General features: G+C 46.0%; 17 protein-coding genes and 1 tRNA gene. 13 read left to right on the top strand and 5 right to left on the bottom strand.

Annotated elements, in window-relative coordinates; genetic code table 11:
* The first annotated feature begins 594 nt into the window (after positions 1 to 594).
* Both clpB and O9334_RS07220 read left to right on the top strand, forming a co-directional pair.
* Entirely contained in the window at positions 595 to 3,213 is a 2,619-nt protein-coding gene (clpB, locus tag O9334_RS07225) for an ATP-dependent chaperone ClpB (RefSeq protein ID WP_045356502.1), read from the top strand.
* Positions 3,214 to 3,278: 65 nt separating this feature from the next.
* Positions 3,279 to 3,911 carry a Uma2 family endonuclease gene (locus O9334_RS07220; RefSeq protein ID WP_045356506.1) on the top strand — a complete coding sequence of 211 codons (633 nt, stop codon included), beginning with the start codon at positions 3,279 to 3,281 and terminating at the stop codon, positions 3,909 to 3,911.
* A 101-nt stretch (positions 3,912 to 4,012) separates the two neighbouring features.
* Here O9334_RS07220 and O9334_RS07215 read toward each other — a convergent pair.
* Positions 4,013 to 4,093: transfer RNA gene (locus O9334_RS07215), tRNA-Leu, on the bottom strand.
* 73 nt (positions 4,094 to 4,166) lie between these two features.
* On the opposite strand from O9334_RS07215, the gene lgt reads away from it, so the two are divergent.
* Positions 4,167 to 5,018, top strand: coding sequence for a prolipoprotein diacylglyceryl transferase (gene lgt, locus O9334_RS07210; RefSeq protein WP_287999746.1), 852 nt, complete (start codon positions 4,167 to 4,169; stop codon positions 5,016 to 5,018).
* Positions 5,019 to 5,030: 12 nt separating this feature from the next.
* Complete coding sequence (locus O9334_RS07205; RefSeq protein ID WP_002801282.1) at positions 5,031 to 5,981, top strand: branched-chain amino acid ABC transporter permease; 951 nt, start codon at positions 5,031 to 5,033, stop codon at positions 5,979 to 5,981.
* A gap of 6 nt (positions 5,982 to 5,987) precedes the next feature.
* Here the strand turns inward: O9334_RS07205 and O9334_RS07200 are convergent, their stop codons facing one another.
* Positions 5,988 to 6,986 (bottom strand): Gfo/Idh/MocA family protein, encoded by a 999-nt coding sequence (locus O9334_RS07200; RefSeq protein WP_287999745.1) that lies wholly within the window; start codon positions 6,984 to 6,986, stop codon positions 5,988 to 5,990.
* Here O9334_RS07200 and O9334_RS07195 point away from each other — a divergent pair.
* Positions 6,963 to 7,103: a hypothetical protein gene (locus tag O9334_RS07195; RefSeq protein ID WP_287999764.1), complete on the top strand. Its 141-nt coding sequence runs from the start codon at positions 6,963 to 6,965 to the stop codon at positions 7,101 to 7,103. The two genes, O9334_RS07200 and O9334_RS07195, sit on opposite strands and share 24 nt — an antisense overlap.
* A 221-nt stretch (positions 7,104 to 7,324) precedes the next feature.
* On the opposite strand, the gene O9334_RS07190 is transcribed toward O9334_RS07195, so the two are convergent.
* Positions 7,325 to 7,600: a hypothetical protein gene (locus O9334_RS07190; RefSeq protein WP_045356513.1), complete on the bottom strand. Its 276-nt coding sequence runs from the start codon at positions 7,598 to 7,600 to the stop codon at positions 7,325 to 7,327.
* Between the two features lie 388 nt (positions 7,601 to 7,988).
* Positions 7,989 to 8,537: a DciA family protein gene (locus O9334_RS07185; RefSeq protein WP_045356514.1), complete on the bottom strand. Its 549-nt coding sequence runs from the start codon at positions 8,535 to 8,537 to the stop codon at positions 7,989 to 7,991.
* Positions 8,538 to 8,631: 94 nt separating this feature from the next.
* On the opposite strand from O9334_RS07185, the gene O9334_RS07180 reads away from it, so the two are divergent.
* The 7 genes from O9334_RS07180 to O9334_RS07150 all read left to right on the top strand — a co-directional run bounded on the left by O9334_RS07180 (position 8,632) and on the right by O9334_RS07150 (position 15,825).
* A complete protein-coding gene (locus O9334_RS07180) occupies positions 8,632 to 9,522 on the top strand; it encodes a hypothetical protein (protein ID WP_287999744.1) in 891 nt (296 codons plus the stop codon).
* A 22-nt stretch (positions 9,523 to 9,544) separates the two neighbouring features.
* A complete protein-coding gene (locus tag O9334_RS07175; RefSeq protein ID WP_287999743.1) occupies positions 9,545 to 10,201 on the top strand; it encodes a PspA/IM30 family protein in 657 nt (218 codons plus the stop codon).
* 543 nt (positions 10,202 to 10,744) lie between these two features.
* The gene (locus O9334_RS07170; protein ID WP_287999742.1) at positions 10,745 to 11,521 is read left to right on the top strand and encodes a PspA/IM30 family protein; all 777 of its coding nucleotides are present in this window, start codon (positions 10,745 to 10,747) and stop codon (positions 11,519 to 11,521) included.
* Positions 11,522 to 11,886: 365 nt separating this feature from the next.
* On the top strand, positions 11,887 to 12,468 hold the full coding sequence (locus O9334_RS07165) for a PspA/IM30 family protein (protein ID WP_287999741.1): 582 nt from the start codon (positions 11,887 to 11,889) through the stop codon (positions 12,466 to 12,468).
* A gap of 353 nt (positions 12,469 to 12,821) precedes the next feature.
* On the top strand, positions 12,822 to 13,970 hold the full coding sequence (locus O9334_RS07160) for a Re/Si-specific NAD(P)(+) transhydrogenase subunit alpha (protein ID WP_287999740.1): 1,149 nt from the start codon (positions 12,822 to 12,824) through the stop codon (positions 13,968 to 13,970).
* A gap of 152 nt (positions 13,971 to 14,122) precedes the next feature.
* Positions 14,123 to 14,419, top strand: coding sequence for an NAD(P) transhydrogenase subunit alpha part 2 (locus O9334_RS07155; RefSeq protein WP_002733247.1), 297 nt, complete (start codon positions 14,123 to 14,125; stop codon positions 14,417 to 14,419).
* Positions 14,416 to 15,825, top strand: a complete 1,410-nt coding sequence (locus O9334_RS07150) for an NAD(P)(+) transhydrogenase (Re/Si-specific) subunit beta (protein ID WP_045356525.1) — start codon at positions 14,416 to 14,418, stop codon at positions 15,823 to 15,825. The genes O9334_RS07155 and O9334_RS07150 overlap by 4 nt, the downstream gene beginning before the upstream one ends.
* Before the next feature lie 59 nt (positions 15,826 to 15,884).
* On the opposite strand, the gene O9334_RS07145 is transcribed toward O9334_RS07150, so the two are convergent.
* Positions 15,885 to 16,124: a hypothetical protein gene (locus O9334_RS07145; protein ID WP_287999739.1), complete on the bottom strand. Its 240-nt coding sequence runs from the start codon at positions 16,122 to 16,124 to the stop codon at positions 15,885 to 15,887.
* Positions 16,125 to 16,358: 234 nt separating this feature from the next.
* On the opposite strand from O9334_RS07145, the gene O9334_RS07140 reads away from it, so the two are divergent.
* Entirely contained in the window at positions 16,359 to 17,834 is a 1,476-nt protein-coding gene (locus tag O9334_RS07140; protein ID WP_287999738.1) for a leucyl aminopeptidase, read from the top strand.
* The last annotated feature ends 188 nt before the right edge of the window (positions 17,835 to 18,022 follow it).

Raw genomic sequence — 18,022 nt, 5'->3', positions numbered from 1 at the left:
GGGTAGAACCCCCCAAACCCCTAGGGTTGATTCATAGTAGGTTGATTCATAGTAGGTTGATTCATAGTAGGGTTAATTCATGGTAGGGTTAATTCATGGTAGGGTTGATTCATGAATCAACCCTACCCAAACCCCCCGTTGGAGGCGTGGCGGGGCCACTGAGCCTTGTCGAAGTGCCGCCCCCAAACCCCGGAGCGCATTAGCTTAACTGTGAGATGCTTACACGCAATTGTTCATATTTTTGTACTAATTTAAGAGTCACTGATAATTGCTGATTGTCGGTATTTCTGCAAATGTGGGATGCACCCGAACAGTAATCAGTAATCAGTCATCAGTAAACAGTCATCAGTAATCAGTAATCACTGGACATCTTTAATAATTAAGATTTTAGCTTGGTTGAGAATCCGAGCATTTGTACTAAAATTTCCAAGACGCAGTTTAAATCCCTGACAGCTTATAAACTTGAAACTTTAGCCGCTTAAATCGCACATTAAGGGGAAATCCCCCTGAACTAGGTACGGTAAGCCCCTAGGAGCCGACAAACCGGTCAATCTAGAATAATCTCTAGGGTATAAAAGTAATCTCTTATAGAAAATGCAGCCAACCAATCCACAACAATTTACAGAAAAAGCTTGGGAGGCAATTGTCAAAACGCCGGACATTGCCAAACAGAACAGCCAGCAACAAATCGAAAGCGAACATCTAATGAAAGCCCTTCTCGAACAGGAGGGATTAGCGGGCAGTGTCTTTAGTAAAGCTAATATTAGTCTAGCCCGTTTGCGGGATCGAACCGATGACTTTATCCGTCGTCAACCAAAAATCTCTAACCCCGGCGACTCGATTTATTTAGGTCGTAGTTTAGATAGTTTACTCGATCGAGCGGAAAATTATCGCCGAGAATTTGGAGATGACTTTATCTCGATCGAGCATTTGATTTTAGGTTATGCTAAAGATGATCGCTTCGGTAAAAATATTTTTCAAGAATTCGGACTTACCGAAAGCAAACTCAAGGAAATTATTCAACAAGTTAGAGGTAGTCAAAAAGTGACCGATCAGAATCCAGAAGGCAAATACGAGGCCCTAGAAAAATACGGACGGGATCTGACCCAATTGGCCCGGGAAGGTAAATTAGACCCCGTAATTGGACGGGATGACGAAATCCGTCGCACGATTCAGATCCTCTCGCGTCGGACTAAAAATAACCCAGTTTTAATCGGGGAACCGGGAGTAGGAAAAACGGCCATTGTCGAAGGATTAGCCCAGCGGATTATTAACCGAGATGTGCCAGAATCTCTGTTAGACCGGACTCTCATTTCTCTCGATTTAGGGGGCTTAATTGCGGGAGCAAAATATCGCGGGGAATTTGAGGAAAGATTAAAAGCTGTCCTCAAAGAAGTCACCGATTCCCAAGGCAATATCATCATGTTTATTGACGAAATTCATACCGTTGTCGGTGCGGGAGCCACTCAAGGGGCAATGGATGCGGGCAATTTATTAAAACCAATGTTAGCCCGGGGTGAATTGCGTTGTATTGGGGCCACTACCCTCGATGAATACCGCAAATATATCGAAAAAGATGCGGCGTTAGAAAGACGTTTTCAAGAGGTTTTAGTAGATGAACCAAATGTGGTCGATACTATTTCGATTCTTCGCGGTCTTAAAGAACGTTATGAGGTGCATCATGGGGTAAAAATTGCCGATAATGCTTTAGTAGCGGCGGCACTGCTTTCTAATCGTTATATTAGCGATCGCTTTTTGCCCGATAAGGCCATTGATTTAGTTGATGAAGCGGCGGCCAAATTGAAGATGGAAATCACCTCTAAACCGGAAGAACTCGATGAAATTGATCGCAAAATTCTCCAATTAGAAATGGAAAAACTTTCCCTACAACGGGAATACGATCCAGCTTCGCGGGAACGGTTAGAAAAGTTAGAAAAAGAACTGGCTAACCTCAAGGAAGAACAATCGGGATTAAATGCCCAATGGCAAGGGGAAAAAGAGATTATCGATAAAGTTCGTGGGGTTAAAGAAGCGATCGAACAAGTTAATCTGGAAATTCAACAGGCCGAACGAGATTATGATTATAATCGCGCCGCAGAATTAAAGTTCGGAAAATTAACCGATCTGCAGCGGCAAATTTCCGCCCTAGAAACTCAATTGGCCGACAAACAAACCACCGGTAAAAGTTTATTAAGGGAAGAAGTTCTCGAATCGGATATCGCCGAAATTATCTCGAAATGGACGGGAATTCCTCTCAATAAATTAATCGAATCGGAAAAAGAAAAACTCCTCAATCTCGAAGAGGAATTACACGAAAGTGTCATCGGTCAAGAAGAAGCGGTCACAGCCGTGTCCGAAGCGATTCAACGTTCCCGCGCCGGTTTATCGGATCCCAACCGTCCCACGGCCAGCTTTATTTTCCTCGGTCCGACGGGTGTTGGTAAGACAGAATTGGCGAAAGCTTTAGCGCGCAATCTCTTTGACACGGAAGAGTCCCTAGTTCGCATCGATATGTCGGAATACATGGAAAAACACAGCGTTTCCCGTCTCATGGGCGCGCCTCCGGGATACGTCGGCTACGATGAAGGGGGACAATTAACCGAGGCAATCCGGCGTCGTCCCTACTCTGTCATCCTCTTTGATGAGATTGAAAAAGCCCATCCCGACGTTTTTAACGTTATGTTACAAATCCTTGACGATGGGCGCTTAACCGACTCTCAAGGTCATCTGGTTGATTTCAAAAATACCATCATTATTATGACCAGTAATATCGGTTCTCAATACATTTTAGACGTGGCTGGTGATGAGTCTCGTTACGAGGAAATGCAGGCGCGGGTGATGGAAGCAATGCGGAATAGTTTCCGTCCCGAATTCCTCAATCGTATCGATGAAACGATCATTTTCCATAGTTTACAAAAAGCGCAACTGCGATCGATTGTCAAACTACAGGTAGCCAATCTCAGCGACCGCTTGATGGAACAAAAATTAGCCCTGAAATTTGCCGATATTGCCCTCGATTATCTAGCAGAAATTGGTTACGATCCAGTGTACGGTGCGCGACCCTTAAAACGGGCAGTACAGAGATATGTGGAAACTCCGATCGCTAAGGCAATTCTGCGCGGCGAATTCAAAGGGGGAGACACGATTTTTGTCGATGTGGCCGATGAAAGATTGACCTTTAAACGGTTAGCTTCCCAGGTAGTAACCGCTTAATTAGCAAGGGTGGGCAATGCTCACCCTTTGATTATTATGGAAGCAGGGGATTTTTGCTTGAATCTATGACTTTAACACTGTTCGCACCACCGGCTGAAATAATTCACCTGTCCGGGATTAGCTGGAAAACCTACGAAACGCTGCTGGAAGAAATGAGCGATCGCCGTCTCCGGCTGACCTACAATCGTGGCAATTTAGAAATCATGGCTCCTTCGACCGGACACGAATTTAGTAAAACACTCATCGGTCGCTTTGTCGAAACCCTAGCGGAAGAATCAACAGTCCCGATTTATCCCCTCGGTTCTACCACCTTTAAACGCCCTCAATTAAGTGGTGCAGAACCAGATGAATGTTTTTACATTGATAATATTGAGGCGGTTCGGGGGAAAAAGCGACTGGACTTAAATGAAGACCCAGCACCGGATTTAGTCATAGAAATTGATGTCACCAGCAGTTCTCAAAATCGCCTTCAGGTTTATGCAGATCTAGGCGTGGCAGAGGTTTGGGTTTATAATGGGGAATCTCTGGTCATCCAACAATTACAAAATGGCACTTATATAACTTCCCCAACCAGTCGATTTTTTCCTAATTTACCCATCTTAGAAATTGCTATATTTTTACAACAAGCTGAAACATTGGATTACCTAGAGTTAGTCAAAGCATTTCGGAATTGGGTAAGAAGTCAGTTGAAAAAATAAATCTGAACCGGAGTCTCAAAAATGGAAATTAACAAGTTTTCCTTTTGGGTCGTCGGTCGTCAATACCAAATTAGGTTACACTTCATCGACCCCAGGGTTAATGCGGATGGAGGGACTCGAACCCACACATCAAAGACACTAGAACCTAAATCTAGCGCGTCTACCAATTCCGCCACATCCGCAAATATGTCACCGTATTCCATCATAGCATAAGATACTATAGGAAAGATAAAATTTTTTATTCTTAATAATTTTATGCTCTTAGGTTTTGTCTTTCAGTCTCCCGGCCCCGTCCTCTGGGAGATCGGACCGATTTCGGTGCGCTGGTATGGATTTCTGATTGCTATGGCGGTATTATTGGGTGTCACCCTCTCCCAGTACCTAGCCCAAAAAAGAGCGATCAATCCCGATTTAATCGCTGATTTGGCCATTTGGTTAGTAGTGGGGGCTATACCTGCAGCCCGTCTGTACTATGTTCTCTTTCAGTGGCAAGAATACGCGCAAAATCCTGCCGATATTATCGCCATTTGGAAGGGAGGTATCGCTATTCACGGGGCAATTATCGGGGGTTTGCTGGCAGCCCTAATCTTTGCTCGCATTAATCGGGTTTCTCTTTGGCAATTACTCGATCTGGTAGCCCCTTCCGTCATTCTCGGTCAAGCGATCGGACGTTGGGGTAACTTTTTTAATTCGGAAGCTTTTGGCCGTCCGACTAATTTACCTTGGCGGTTGTTTATTCCTCCGGCTAGTCGTCCTTTAGAATATATCACCGTCGATTATTTTCACCCCACCTTTCTCTACGAATCTCTCTGGAATCTGGCAGTTTTTGCCCTACTCATCTATCTATTTTTCTGGGGTTTAAAACACCCTAGTAAATTAAAAATTGGCACCCTTACCCTAGTCTATTTTATCGCCTACAGTCTAGGTAGATTCTGGATCGAGGGACTACGCACCGATAGTTTAATGTTTGGTCCTTTGAAAATGGCGCAAATAATTAGTTTAGTAGCGATCGCTGTCGGTCTTTTCGGTTTATTCTGGTTATATAAACTGCAGCGTCCTTTACCGGATGTGGTGGCGACTGTCGGTTATAATCAAAAGTTACCCTAGCCAACCCTGACAATGGATCTAGTAACGATTTTTCAACAGGTTTTAAACGGTTTATCGATCGGTAGTGTCTATGCTATTTTTGCCCTCGGTTACACTTTGATTTTTTCCATTCTAGGAATTATCAATTTTGCCCATGGCGCAATTTTTACCCTCGGTGCCTATTTTACCTACGCTCTAGCGGGGGGAGTTTTCGGGTTTAATGGTTTATTAGCTAATGCCAAATTACCCTTTTCTTTACCCTTTTTTTTAGCACTCTTGCTAGGCTGTATCCTTTCAGGTTTCACCTCGGTTCTTCTGGAAAGATTAGCCTTCAAACCCCTCCGGGTACGGGGTTCCGATTCTCTCTTAACTTTGGTTTCTAGCCTAGGGGCAGCCGTGGTGATTGTCAATGTTATTCAATACTTAGTCGGGGCAGAAATTTATACTTTTCCCGATGGGATTTATGGCAATCTTCCCCCCGCAATTAATTTTGGTACAGCCGATCGCCCCGTGGCAATTCGCACAATTCAGATTATTATTTTTCTGGTTTCAGCAGTGATGGTAGCTTTACTGACTTATTGGGTTAATTTTACCAAAATGGGCAAAGCTTTACAAGCGGTAGCTGAAGATGTCACCACTGCCAGTTTGTTGGGGATCAATCCCGAAAAATTTATCGTGATTACCTTTTTTATTAGTGGTGCCTTGGCAGGTTTAGCAGGAACTTTAGTCGGTTCTAGTGTTAGTATCGCCGGTCCCTATTTCGGTATTGCTTTCGGATTAAAAGGTTTAGGAGTGATCGTTTTAGGGGGATTGGGAAGTATCCCCGGAGCGGTCATCGGTGGTTTATTATTGGGTATTGCCGAAGCTTTTGTTCCCGCAGAATATTCTGGTTATCGAGAGGCGATAGCTTTTGCTATTCTCTTTATTATGTTGTTAGTTCGTCCCCAGGGTTTACTAGGCAGAAAGTTAATTCAAAAAGTCTAAGTCGGTTTAATTGGCCCCGAGAAAAACTGTTTTTCCCGACAAAGAAGATTGATAGGCAGCATAAGCCACTTCTAGGGCATAAAGACTGGCTTGGGGAGTAACATAGAGAGGAACCCGATCGAACAGATAATCTAGCACCATGGCGGTATCTTTGGCAAAAAGACCGCGACGGGTTTCCACTTCTAAAGCTTGGCTACCTTCACTATTAATTAACTGCCCTGTTTCCCCTTCAAAAATTAAGCTGCCCCCCTCACCATGAATAGTGAAAGTTCGCTCACTTTGCCAAAAAACTTCGCCTTTGCCGTAGGTAACTTCGGCAATTAGGCCATTTTTAAATAATAACTGCGCCTCACACAAACAGGCCAGAAAATAATCGGATTCTGGGGCATTCCAATAACGACAATGACAGGATACGGACTCCACTTCCCCAAATAAATTAGTAAAGCGATGGATACGAGAAAGGGCCGCAATCAAAGGAAACCCGAATAAATCCCGATGAAATGTCCAGCGCCGGGGTGCCGGTCTGCCTGGGACGATCGTGGTATAACGGGCTAGATGGATATTGCCGAGGGTGGCTAAATACTGCTGTTGGGTTTGATGCAGTCCCCCCAAAAGTTCAATATGTTCGACGTGCAGTAATTTCTTCTCGGTTTCGGCTAGGGTGATTAATTCTGCTGCCGCCGCTGGGTGGAAAGCCAGGGGATACTCGACGATAACGTGCTTACCTGATTTTAAGGCCGTACGGGCGATCGAGGCATGGGCCTGATTAACGTTGGCAATGACAATCAGATCGAGATCGGGATGGCTGGCAAGGCTTAGTGCCGAATCTAGGGCAGAAATTTGGTATTTTTGCGAGAAATTAGCGATCGATTCGGCACTATTACCGCTAACATACAGAAGCCTGGCGCGATCATCCGCTTGCCAGCTTTCAGCGCGACGTTGAGCGGCGAACCCTGTCCCAACTATACCAATTTTCAGGGGATGATTAGAAGTCATCGGGGGCATTCTGGCGACATTAATTATCGGGAAGTGGGGTGTGGGGTGTGGGGTACGGGGTACGGGGTACGGGGTGCGGGGCGTGGGGAGATAGGGGAGTGGGGAGATAGGGGAGTGGGGAGATAGGGGAATTTCAACTAATACCCCAAAACCCTAAAACCCCAACTCTCAACTCCTGAATACCGTCTCCTGAATACTTTCTACAGCAATTCTGCTTTTCCCAGCTTTATCTTGGCAATTAACTCATCTATTATCTCAAAAATAGCGCCCTAAAAGATGTGGGAGGGTGAATTCATATTTTAAATGGGCAACGCCAATTTTTTGCTCCTGTTTAGGCCCCAGATCTTCTAAACCGCGATCGGTTGTCGGGGAGCATGACGACTAGGGGAAACCACCACGGGAGTTGGCGACACTGTACAGGTTAATTCTAGAGACTGTTCTAAACTAACCACCCGATTGAGTTGTTGCCATTCAGTACTAAAAGGAGGCATCGCTAGAGCGCAGGCTTTCCAATGAGCTTCGACGGGAACATCTAGTTGTTGACAAGTGCCACCGCGCCGACCTTGGGTTTGATAGTATCGGCAGTATCGACAGGAAGAAGTAAGAAAGTTTGCGGCTTGCATGGGTTGGCTTTAAAAGGAAGATGATTATAAGGAACTCAAGGGATGACTCTCTTTTTGCTCTGTGTAATATTGTCCTACCCTGTGCCAAGGGTATTTTCCTGACTAGCATAGCTAGAACTGATATGCCATATAGTTTCTAGTGATCCCCAAAAAAAATTTTATTTTTAGAATCTTTTAATAGTTACTTTGCAAAAAGCAGCACTGTCTCAAAACTGAAGAGTTTAACTCAGTTGTGTCCGATGTTATTGGGTCTAGTATCAGCAATAACAGAACGGGGATCAAGCCTTAACTAGACAGAATTGATAAATACAGGTTCAATTAAGACAGAAAAGATCGGCAAATCGATTCCTGACTCAAAACCACTCTTTCCACAAGACTATAAAAAAATTTAATCTTTTACTCCGCCCGACTGGGCAAAACAAAAAGCACAACATTGCCAACGCTCAAGCTCTCCGGAGGGACTGGGAGACTGACAACGAGGACAAATCGGCCAAGATCGGGTTCTATGAACTATTTTCTGGCTCCAACTCTCTAAACCGTCCGGTTGCTGGGGATTTTCTGGCGGTTTTTCTGGGACAACATAACTAGGATGATCTCTGAGGGAATTAGGTGCGATCGCTTCTAGCGGAATTAACTGACTATCTTGCTGCCAACGGGCAGCAGAAAAGCGGATATCGCTCAAGGGAGTCTCTAACTGACTATTAAGCCGTTTTAATAAGCTATAGCGTTGTAAAGACAATTCCTGTGCTAAAGCAGCGCTACTGGTAGCCACCGATAAAACCCCGCGATTGAGGGAAAAAGGCCGGGTTTGCTCGAGCAGACGGGGATTAATAATTTTTGGCCATAATTGCAGCACTTGATCATAGTGGCGATATTCTTCCCAACCCGCCTGTTGAGTAATAGTCGCCAAAATTTTGGCAAGAGAATGTAAAGACATCTGGAAAATCTAGGGGATACCACGCTACACTGGGACGAAAAAACCTGCTAACTTTTCAGCATAACCTTTAATATCCTTGCCCTAGATATCCGCCATGAAATCCGATCAATCCCCATCCCCCCAAGATTCCCCTCTCTCGATCGTCCATCAACCCAGTTCAGCCATTGATCCCGCTCAGGAACCAGAACACCTGGAAGCCGCTATTATTAACGTCTATCCCCCAGCTAAAGATGTCTTTTTTACCCCTTGGGGTATCGGGGCAATGGCGATCTTTTTAATTGCTAATATTCTCCTCAGTCTCAATCAATGGTTAACCACCACCCCCCCCACCCCGAGGAAAGCTGAGAATTCCCTGCTGGGGCAGCGCAAAAATAACTCCCGCCACCTCGATCGATTGATAGCGATCGCTCGTCCAGTGCAGAAAACTCCTCAAACCAGTCCGATCGCTAATATTCCCGCTCCTCCCGTTAAAACTAGCCCGATAACTAATATTACCGCCCCACCAGTGGTTCAGAGTCCCCCCACCGCTAGAAATCTGACTAATGCCCTCTTACCCCCGAATCCGCCACCGTCCCCAATGCCGGCCCATCAATTACCCGTCAGTAAGCTCAAGCAATCTTTACCCGTCGCCCCCCCGGACCCCAGCACCCCGCCCGTATCTTCCCTAGTTTCTGCACCACCGCCACCACCGCCCCAAGTCACCCCTGCCCCCTCGACCGCGATCATTAACGAACGAATGTTAGAGGAATTGCGCCAAAGAGAAGAATCACCCGCTAATTTACCCTTTTTTCAACGGGAAAAAGCCCGTCGTCTGGCTAATCAAAACCGACAGGATGCCACGGAGTTAATGAAACAGTTACCGCCAGAATTACAAGTAGCCCCTTCTCCCAGTAGTCCGCCACCTTCAGAAACAGCCAATCCCTCCCAGTCCCCCGTCCCTAGTTCTATCATTATTGATAGGAGCGGCACTTCGGTAAACTATTAGGGTTGGTATCGGGAGGACGGCAATGGGTTTGTTTGATCGCATGGGCCAAGCAATTCGCGCCCAAGTCAATAGTCTGATTCAGGAAAATCAAGATCCAGAAAAACTGCTGGAAAAGGCGATCTTGGAGATGGAAGGGGAATTGATACAAATGCGACAAGCCCTGGCGGCAGCCGTCGCTACCCAGAAACGTACCGAGCGCCAACGACAACAACAGGAAAAAGCAGCCCAAACTTGGCACGAACGCGCCCAATTAGCCCTAAATCACGGTAACGAGGAACTCGCCCGCCAAGCTCTCAGCCAATGGCAAACCTATCAAAGTCAGATCGCCCCCCTAGAAACCTCCCTGCAACAACAAACGGCTATTATACAAAAATTAAAGAAAGAACTCTTGACAATTGAAGGCAAATATGCTGAGATGAAAGCACAAAAAAGCCTTTATGTGGCCAGATTGCGATCAGCGAGCGCCAGTCAAAAAGCCCAAGAAATCATGGGCAGTTTGAACAGCAGTCAGATGGGAACTATTTTCGAGAAATTAGAAGCAAAAGTCCTAGAAGCCGAATCCCAAGCCGATTTAATCCAGCATAAAGACCCCTTAGAGCGACAATTCCAAGATTTAGAGGGACAAAAACAAATTGAAGCGGAATTACTCAAGTTAAAACAAGAAAACTTGGATGGGTGATGTGGGGTGTGGGGTGTATTTTCAGTGAACAGTGAACAGTAAACAGTAATCAGTGAACTGAAAACTCACATCTGACTCATGAATACTGACTGCTGATTGCTTCTGTGGTTGATCAGAAATTTGGGTTGAAAACCCCGTCCTTTTAGGATGGCCTTGTGCTAAAATACCCACAGGTGGTTCCGACCGTGAGAACGTGAGCAAACAGGTTAAACGTCCTACTCCGTGATCTGAAAATTTCTAACAGTCAATGGTGTTTAATTAAGTCCAAACTGTCAGAACGCCAAACAATTAAATACTGTGGGACACACAGAAATTTACGCTTGGGGAGTAGTCTTTAAGAGTGCTTGCCTTATAGGTGTAGTCGGACTAGATATGAAACTGTAAGTCCAAAGCTAACTTAGTTAGTAGAGGCCGGATTCAGCCCAAGAATCTCCGCACTTTTAGGGCGGAGAGTGTCAAATTAGAGAATGAGCCGTTAGGCAAGATAGGAAATTTTAAGAACAGTTAACTGATTTAGTACACACCGAGAGGAACAAGAGCGTCATGGGTTTATTCGATCGCCTTAGCCGAGTTGTCCGAGCTAACCTCAATGATATGGTGAGCAAGGCTGAAGATCCAGAAAAAATGCTGGAGCAAGCTGTCAGTGAGATGCAAGAGGATCTAGTACAGGTACGTCAAGCGGTTGCTAGAGCGATCGCCGAACAACGACAAACGGAACAAAAATACAGCAAAGACCAGTCAGAAGCCAATAAATGGGAACAAAGGGCGAAATTAGCCCTTGCTAAAGGGGATGAAAATCTCGCCAGGGAAGCTCTTAAACGCAAGAAAGATTGCACGGAAACCGCCGCCATTCTCAAAAATCAACTGGATCAGCAAACGGTACAGGTGGATAGTCTGAGAAAAAACTTGATTGCGCTCGAAAGTAAGATTTCTGAGGCAAAAACCAAGAAAAATATGTTAGTAGCTCGCTCCAGAGCCGCAAAAGCTAACGAAGAAATCCAAAAAACCCTCGGCAGTATCAATACCAGTAGTTCCATGGCTGCTTTTGAGCGCATGGAAGCAAAAGTTATCGAGTCAGAAGCCAGTAGTCAAGCTTACGCTGAAATCGCTGGTGTCGGCATCGAACAGGAATTCGCTAGACTAGAAGCGGGTAGCGATGTGGATGATGAATTAGCAATGCTGAAAGCACAAATGTCTGGCGGAGCATTACCCCCCAGCACAACTTCTAGTCAACCCACTTTACCCCAAGCAACCACCGTCAGGGATTCGGCAGTGGATGCGGAATTAGAGGAATTGCGATCGAAGTTAAAAGAACTGTAAAACTTTGAGAGCGTCGAGACGTATTATCTATGGTACGTCTCTATTTATTAATTTTGTTGTTCAGATAGGGAATAAGCTAAGAGGAATTTTAACCGCCTATGCTTAGATTCGCTCTCCCCCCCGACGTCGGGGTAGGGTTGATTCATGAATCAACCCTACTATGAATTAACCCTAACATGAATTAACCCTAACATGAATTAACCCTACTATGAATCAACCCTACTATGAATTAACCCTACTATGAATCAACCCTACTATGAATTAACCCTAGGGCAAGGGGGGGTGTTGCCTCTTGGCTCATCTCAACAAGCAATTTAAATACTTAACATCTTCTTAATTGCTAGTCATAATTAACCATCACTATTATGCGGTATGATTTATCTAATTTACGTTCCTCAATTATCGAAGTAATTGCCTTACAAAAAAGAGCCGAACAACATTACAACCAAGCACAAGCTGAAGTTTTAAAATGGCAAGAAATAGCTAAAGTCGCTCTAGATAAAGGTGATGAGTCTCTGGCACAAGAAGCTAATATAAAGAAAAAACATCACATTAATACCGCAAATATTATTAAAAATCAACTGGAAAAACTGAATATCCAAGTTGATAAACTGAAAGAAAAATTGCCAATTTTAGAAAGAAAGATTAACGAAAAAAGTATCGGCAGTATAGATACTATTTACCCTTCAGCTTTTGAGCGCATGGAAGCAAAATTTATGCAGTCAGAAGCCAGTAGTCAAGCTGACGGTGAATTGGTTGACATCGATCCACTAGAAGCGGGTAGCGATGTGGATGATGAATTAGCACTGCTAAAAGCACAAATGTCTGGGGGAGTATTACCCAGTACAACTTCTAATCAAAGCAATTTACCCCCAGCAACTACCGTCAGCGATTCAGCAGTAGATGCAGAATTAGAGGAATTGCGATCGAAGTTAAAAGAACTGTAAAACTTTGAGATTGTCGAGACCTATTACAGCCTTTCTCATAAAGATGAAGTATAATTTAATCTGGTATCTACGACCGAAGACCAGCTAATGTTAACCGTTTCGGCGGTTCCCAGAAAAAAAAGTGTACCTCATCACTAGGTAAAAATTCCCAAGCAATGCCGCTCAAAACCCTTTAATCCTGAAGATAATCCTAAGATTCAGCCCGAAAAAGAGCCAGAAAGGTGAGGATAGCTAGGATGGAAGTGAAAAGCAATTTTGACTCGAAATTATCCCAAGGGATCGATCGCATTTAACGAAACCCTTACCCCAACAGCATAAGACAAGAGAAGGACTTATTAAGGAGAAACCCAGCCATGAAAATCGGCGTAATCAAAGAAAGTGACCAAGGCGAGGCGCGGGTGGCGCTAGTGCCGGATACCGTCGCCCGTTTAGTCAAGGCGGGATTTGAGGTAATGGTCCAAAATGGGGCGGGAATTAGCGCTAACTTTGCCGATAGTGCCTATAGTGCCGTGGGAGCCGCCCTGAGCGAAAACAGCGAATATATCTATGAAACTGCCGATATTATTCTCAAAGTCGTCCCTCCTAGCGATAGCGAGATCGATCGCCTGAAAAATGGTGGTATCCTCATCGGCTTTCTCGATCCCCTGCGGCAACCCCGGCGCATTGCCAAATTAGCCGAGCGCGGGATTACAGCTTTGAGCATGGAATTAATTCCCCGCAGTAGTCGCGCCCAGAGTATGGATGCCCTCTCCTCTCAGGCTAACCTCGCCGGTTACAAAGCGGTACTCCTCGCCGCCGTTGAGCTGCCGAAAATGTTCCCGATGATGACTACCGCCGCCGGGACGATCGCCCCTGCCAAAGTGCTGGTATTGGGGGCAGGAGTTGCCGGATTGCAAGCTTGCGCTACCGCCCGCCGTTTGGGGGCAGTGGTGGAGGCTTTTGATATTCGTCCCCAAGTCAAAGAAGAAGTGCAGAGTGTCGGGGCGAAATTTATTGAAATGCCCCTAGAAGAAGATACCGTCGCCGATAACGGTTATGCCAAAGAGGTTTCTCTTAGCACACAGGAGCGCATTTGTCAAGCCCTAACTGAACCAATTAAGCGGGCTGATGTGGTGATCACCACCGCCCAAGTACCGGGGAAACAGGCCCCCCTGCTAGTCACCAAAGAAATGATCGCCACCATGAAAGCGGGGTCGGTAATCGTTGATTTAGCGGCGGAACAGGGCGGAAATTGCGCTTACACCCAACCGGGACGAGAAATCATCGAAAATGGTGTAAAAATCGTCGGAGCCGTTAATCTTCCTGCCACAGTGGCCACCAATGCCAGCCAGATGTACGCCAAAAACCTGCAAATGCTGCTACAGCTTCTAGTCAGCAAAGAGGGCAGTTTAAACCTCGATTTTGCCGATGACATCATTAATAGTGCCTGTGTCACCCACGCCGGCGAAATCCGCAACCAACGCATTAAATCCGCCCTCAGTGAACAGTTATCCGCTTTTTAGCCATCAGGATTCAGGAGTCAGTATTCAGGAGGCAAAAGGCAAAAGGCAGAAGGCAGAAGGCAGAAGGCAGCTTTATTCTCCCCACACCCCACACCCCACACCCCACACCCCACACCCCACACCCCACACCCTATCCCCTATTTCTTTAACCAATGACTGCCCAACTTTTAACCGCTTTAGTGGTATTTGTCCTCGCTTCCTTTGTCGGTTTCGAGGTAATCAATAAAGTCCCTCCCACTCTCCATACACCCCTGATGTCGGGAGCGAATGCAATTTCAGGTATCGCCGTTGTTGGTGCGCTCCTCATCGCCGGAGGCACGGATTGGCACGAATTAACCGTAATTTTAGGGTTAATTGCCGTTATTTTGGCGATGGTTAACGTGGTCGGTGGTTTTGTCGTTACCGATCGAATGCTGCAAATGTTCAAGAAAAAAGAGGCTAAATCATGAATAATGCCCTTACCACAGGGATCGAGTTATCCTATCTACTGGCCGCCATTTTATTTATCATCGGTCTTAAACAATTATCTTCCCCCGCTACCGCCCGTCAAGGCAATTTTCTGGCTGCCATCGGGATGCTAATCGCCGTTATTGCCACCTTAATCAATCAAGAAATCCTCAGCTATGGTTTAATCGCCGTAGCGTTGGTGATTGGCTCAATTATCGGCTTAGTTTCGGCGCAAAAAGTCCCGATGACGGCTATGCCCCAAATGGTGGCGATTTTTAACGGTTTAGGCGGTGCTGCCAGTGCTTTAATTGCCATTGGCGAATACTGGCGTTTACTGCAAAGTGGTGAAAATATTGCCTTTGACTCGATACTGATCGCTATTTTGGGTATATTGATCGGCGGTGTCACTTTTACCGGTAGTGTCCTCGCTTTTGCCAAATTACAGGAATTAATCAGTGGCGCGCCCGTAACTTTTCCTTTCCAACAACCCTTTAACATTCTCTTGCTACTCACCTTTTTAGGGGGTAGTGTCTATCTCTTTTTTGATCCCACCTCGATCGATGTTTTCCTGACCTTGGTGGCACTTTCCTTAATTTTCGGGGCTTTATTCGTGCTTCCCATCGGCGGCGGCGATATGCCCGTGGTTATCTCCCTCTTAAACTCTTTTTCGGGACTTGCCGCCAGCGTAGTCGGTTTTATCCTGATGAATAGTATGTTGATCATCGCCGGTGCTTTGGTGGGTGCGTCGGGGATTATCCTGACTCAGATCATGTGTAAAGCCATGAATCGATCGCTGGCTAGTGTACTATTTGGGGCATTCGGTACAGGTGCTAGTGCCGGAGGCGAAGCCAGCGCCACTTCTAGCCTTGATAAATCGGTTCATGCTATTGATTCAGAAGAAGGGGCAATGATGCTCGGTTATGCGCGTTCTGTGGTGATTGTACCCGGTTACGGCATGGCGGTGGCCCAAGCACAACACGCGGTGCGAGAATTAGCCGAACAGTTGGAAAAAAATGGCGTTGAGGTTAAATATGCTATTCACCCCGTGGCGGGAAGAATGCCCGGCCACATGAATGTATTATTGGCCGAAGCTAATGTTCCCTATCCGCAACTCTACGATATGGATGATATTAATCCTGAGTTTGAGCGCGTCGATGTGGCGTTAATTATTGGGGCGAATGATGTGGTTAATCCCGCTGCCCGTCACGATAAAGCTAGTCCCATTTATGGAATGCCGATTCTGGACGTGGATAAGGCACAGCACACGATCGTGATTAAGCGCAGTATGCGATCGGGTTTTGCCGGGGTAGAAAACGAATTATTCTACAATCCCAAAACCTTTATGCTCTTTGGTAGCGCTCAAGATGTGGTAGCACAATTAGTATCACAAGTCAAGGATTTGTCATAATTATTGACAAATAGGACGGGGTGAAAACCCCGTCTTTTTTTTATCTGATTTTCCAGAGTTTAAAGATAATCCAGAACTAATTCCCCTTTGCTCACTTTTTCGGTAATTAAAGTTCTGACTAACTCTAATTCTTCTAGGGTCACTTTACCATCAGACCTCATAGCTAGGGCGATTCTTTCCCTTTCCCCTTGAGTGATCACGCCATCAACACTAGCCTGTTCGATAATAGCTCGCAACTTTTCTAGTTCCTGTTGTTCTTCTGCGCTTAATTCTACTTGATTAGGACGAGATATTTCCATAAAAATTTCTCCTTGAGTGATCAACACAAACTTGGTAATTTTTTCTAAGTAGTAGAACCCCTGGCAGTTATCCCCAGTCAGCATCAGCAATCAGGGACAATGATTTTAGCAAGAGCTAGACCTTGATTCTTGACAGGGAGCCACTAAACCTCAACAGATGATCGATGATAACTGATAGAGCTTACAGTATAGTGATTAATAGAAGCAATTTGCAAAGAATTATCGAGATAAAGAATGGATATTCGATCGACTGACACCTCGCTCCTTACTTGGACAGGAGATACTTTAGCCCTAGGTTTACCAGAAGGAGCCATCGAGATTGCAGGAGAATTGGCAGAATTAAACGATAAACTAGGGGGAAACCTAGGGGATCTCATCTCCGAGACGGAATTCGAGGGAAAATTAGGCAGCAGTGCGGCGACTCGTCTAGGTGGTGGTGGTCCGATTCGCAAATTAATCCTGGTGGGATTGGGAAAAACTGCCGATTTCGGCCTGCAAACCCTGCGTCTAGCGGCCGCCGCCATCGCTCGTCTGGCCAAACAACAAAAAAGCCAAGCTCTGGCCATCAGTTTACCGGTAGTTGGTGATCAGTCCGCCACCGCCGGAGCAATCACGGAAGGGCTGCTGCTGGCTACTCATCAGGATACCCGCTTCAAGTCCACTAAGGAGGAAAAAGGAGCCAAATTAGAAACCGTCGAGTTATTGGGTTTAGGAGAACAATCATCGGCGATCGCTAACGCCGAGCAAATCTGTTCCGGGGTGATTCTGGCCAGAGAATTAGTCAATGCTCCCGCTAACACCGTCACCCCCCTGACCATGGCAGAAACCGCCGAGCAAATTGCCAGCGAATACGGATTAAGTCTGAAAATTCTGGAACAGGAAGAATGCGAAAGCTTGGGTATGGGAGCCTTCTTAGGAGTAGCCAAAGCCTCGGATATTCCCCCGAAATTCCTTCATTTAATCTATAAACCCCAAGGGACCCCGAAACGTAAACTAGCAATCGTTGGCAAAAGTTTAACCTTTGATTCCGGCGGTTTGAATATTAAAGGGGCCGGCAGTGGCATCGAAACCATGAAAATGGATATGGGAGGTGGTGCCGCCACCCTAGGGGCAGCCAAGGCGATCGCCCAATTACGGCCAGAAGTGGAAGTACACTTTATCTGTCCGGCTACGGAAAATATGATTAGTGGTCGCGCTATGCACCCCGGGGACATTTTAACCGCTTCTAATGGCAAAACTATTGAAGTCAATAACACCGATGCCGAGGGACGATTAACCCTGGCCGATGGCTTGGTTTTTGCGGAAAAATTAGAGGTGGATGCGATCGTGGATCTAGCCACTTTAACCGGGGCCTGTGTCGTTGCTTTGGGAGACGATATCGCCGGTTTATGGAGTAGCGATGAGAGTCTCGCTGATCAACTCCAAGAGGCCGCTAAATTAGCCGGCGAAAAATTCTGGCCGATGCCCCTAGAAGAAAAATATTTCGAGGGGCTGAAGTCTCAAATTGCCGATATGAAAAACACCGGCCCGCGCCCCGGCGGTTCCATTACAGCCGCTTTATTTTTGAAGCAATTCATTAATAACACTCCCTGGCTGCACCTAGATATCGCGGGTCCCGTCTGGTCCGACAAGGAAAATGGCGTTAATAATGCCGGGGCCACCGGTTTTCCCGTCCGCACTCTAGTTAATTGGGTGATGGCCAATAATTAAGTTATCGGTGATCGGTAAGCGGTAAGCTAAGACGCATTTAAACCGCTTATTCTTAGATTAGCCGCCCCCCCTTGCCCCCCCGACGTCGGGGGGGTTGCCCCTTGCCTCGTCTCAACAAGCAATTTAAATTACGAACAGCTTATTAAGTGGGGAGTATTTTCACTGTTTACTGTTTACCGATCCCTGAC

The organism is Microcystis sp. LE19-8.1F, from assembly GCF_027531715.1.
Taxonomy (GTDB): Bacteria; Cyanobacteriota; Cyanobacteriia; order Cyanobacteriales; family Microcystaceae; genus Microcystis; species Microcystis wesenbergii_A.
This window is presented reverse-complemented; position numbering and strand designations above follow the sequence as displayed.

Bases quoted from the DNA above. Each gene is read 5' to 3' on its own strand.
- clpB (WP_045356502.1), top strand. From the start codon at position 595: ATGCAGCCAACCAATCCACAACAATTTACAGAAAAAGCTTGGGAGGCA.
- O9334_RS07220 (WP_045356506.1), top strand. From the start codon at position 3,279: ATGACTTTAACACTGTTCGCACCACCGGCTGAAATAATTCACCTGTCC.
- lgt (WP_287999746.1), top strand. From the start codon at position 4,167: ATGCTCTTAGGTTTTGTCTTTCAGTCTCCCGGCCCCGTCCTCTGGGAG.
- O9334_RS07205 (WP_002801282.1), top strand. From the start codon at position 5,031: ATGGATCTAGTAACGATTTTTCAACAGGTTTTAAACGGTTTATCGATC.
- O9334_RS07195 (WP_287999764.1), top strand. From the start codon at position 6,963: ATGATTAGAAGTCATCGGGGGCATTCTGGCGACATTAATTATCGGGAA.
- O9334_RS07200 (WP_287999745.1), bottom strand. From the start codon at position 6,986: ATGCCCCCGATGACTTCTAATCATCCCCTGAAAATTGGTATAGTTGGG.
- O9334_RS07190 (WP_045356513.1), bottom strand. From the start codon at position 7,600: ATGCAAGCCGCAAACTTTCTTACTTCTTCCTGTCGATACTGCCGATAC.
- O9334_RS07185 (WP_045356514.1), bottom strand. From the start codon at position 8,537: ATGTCTTTACATTCTCTTGCCAAAATTTTGGCGACTATTACTCAACAG.
- O9334_RS07180 (WP_287999744.1), top strand. From the start codon at position 8,632: ATGAAATCCGATCAATCCCCATCCCCCCAAGATTCCCCTCTCTCGATC.
- O9334_RS07175 (WP_287999743.1), top strand. From the start codon at position 9,545: ATGGGTTTGTTTGATCGCATGGGCCAAGCAATTCGCGCCCAAGTCAAT.
- O9334_RS07170 (WP_287999742.1), top strand. From the start codon at position 10,745: ATGGGTTTATTCGATCGCCTTAGCCGAGTTGTCCGAGCTAACCTCAAT.
- O9334_RS07165 (WP_287999741.1), top strand. From the start codon at position 11,887: ATGCGGTATGATTTATCTAATTTACGTTCCTCAATTATCGAAGTAATT.
- O9334_RS07160 (WP_287999740.1), top strand. From the start codon at position 12,822: ATGAAAATCGGCGTAATCAAAGAAAGTGACCAAGGCGAGGCGCGGGTG.
- O9334_RS07155 (WP_002733247.1), top strand. From the start codon at position 14,123: ATGACTGCCCAACTTTTAACCGCTTTAGTGGTATTTGTCCTCGCTTCC.
- O9334_RS07150 (WP_045356525.1), top strand. From the start codon at position 14,416: ATGAATAATGCCCTTACCACAGGGATCGAGTTATCCTATCTACTGGCC.
- O9334_RS07145 (WP_287999739.1), bottom strand. From the start codon at position 16,124: ATGGAAATATCTCGTCCTAATCAAGTAGAATTAAGCGCAGAAGAACAA.
- O9334_RS07140 (WP_287999738.1), top strand. From the start codon at position 16,359: ATGGATATTCGATCGACTGACACCTCGCTCCTTACTTGGACAGGAGAT.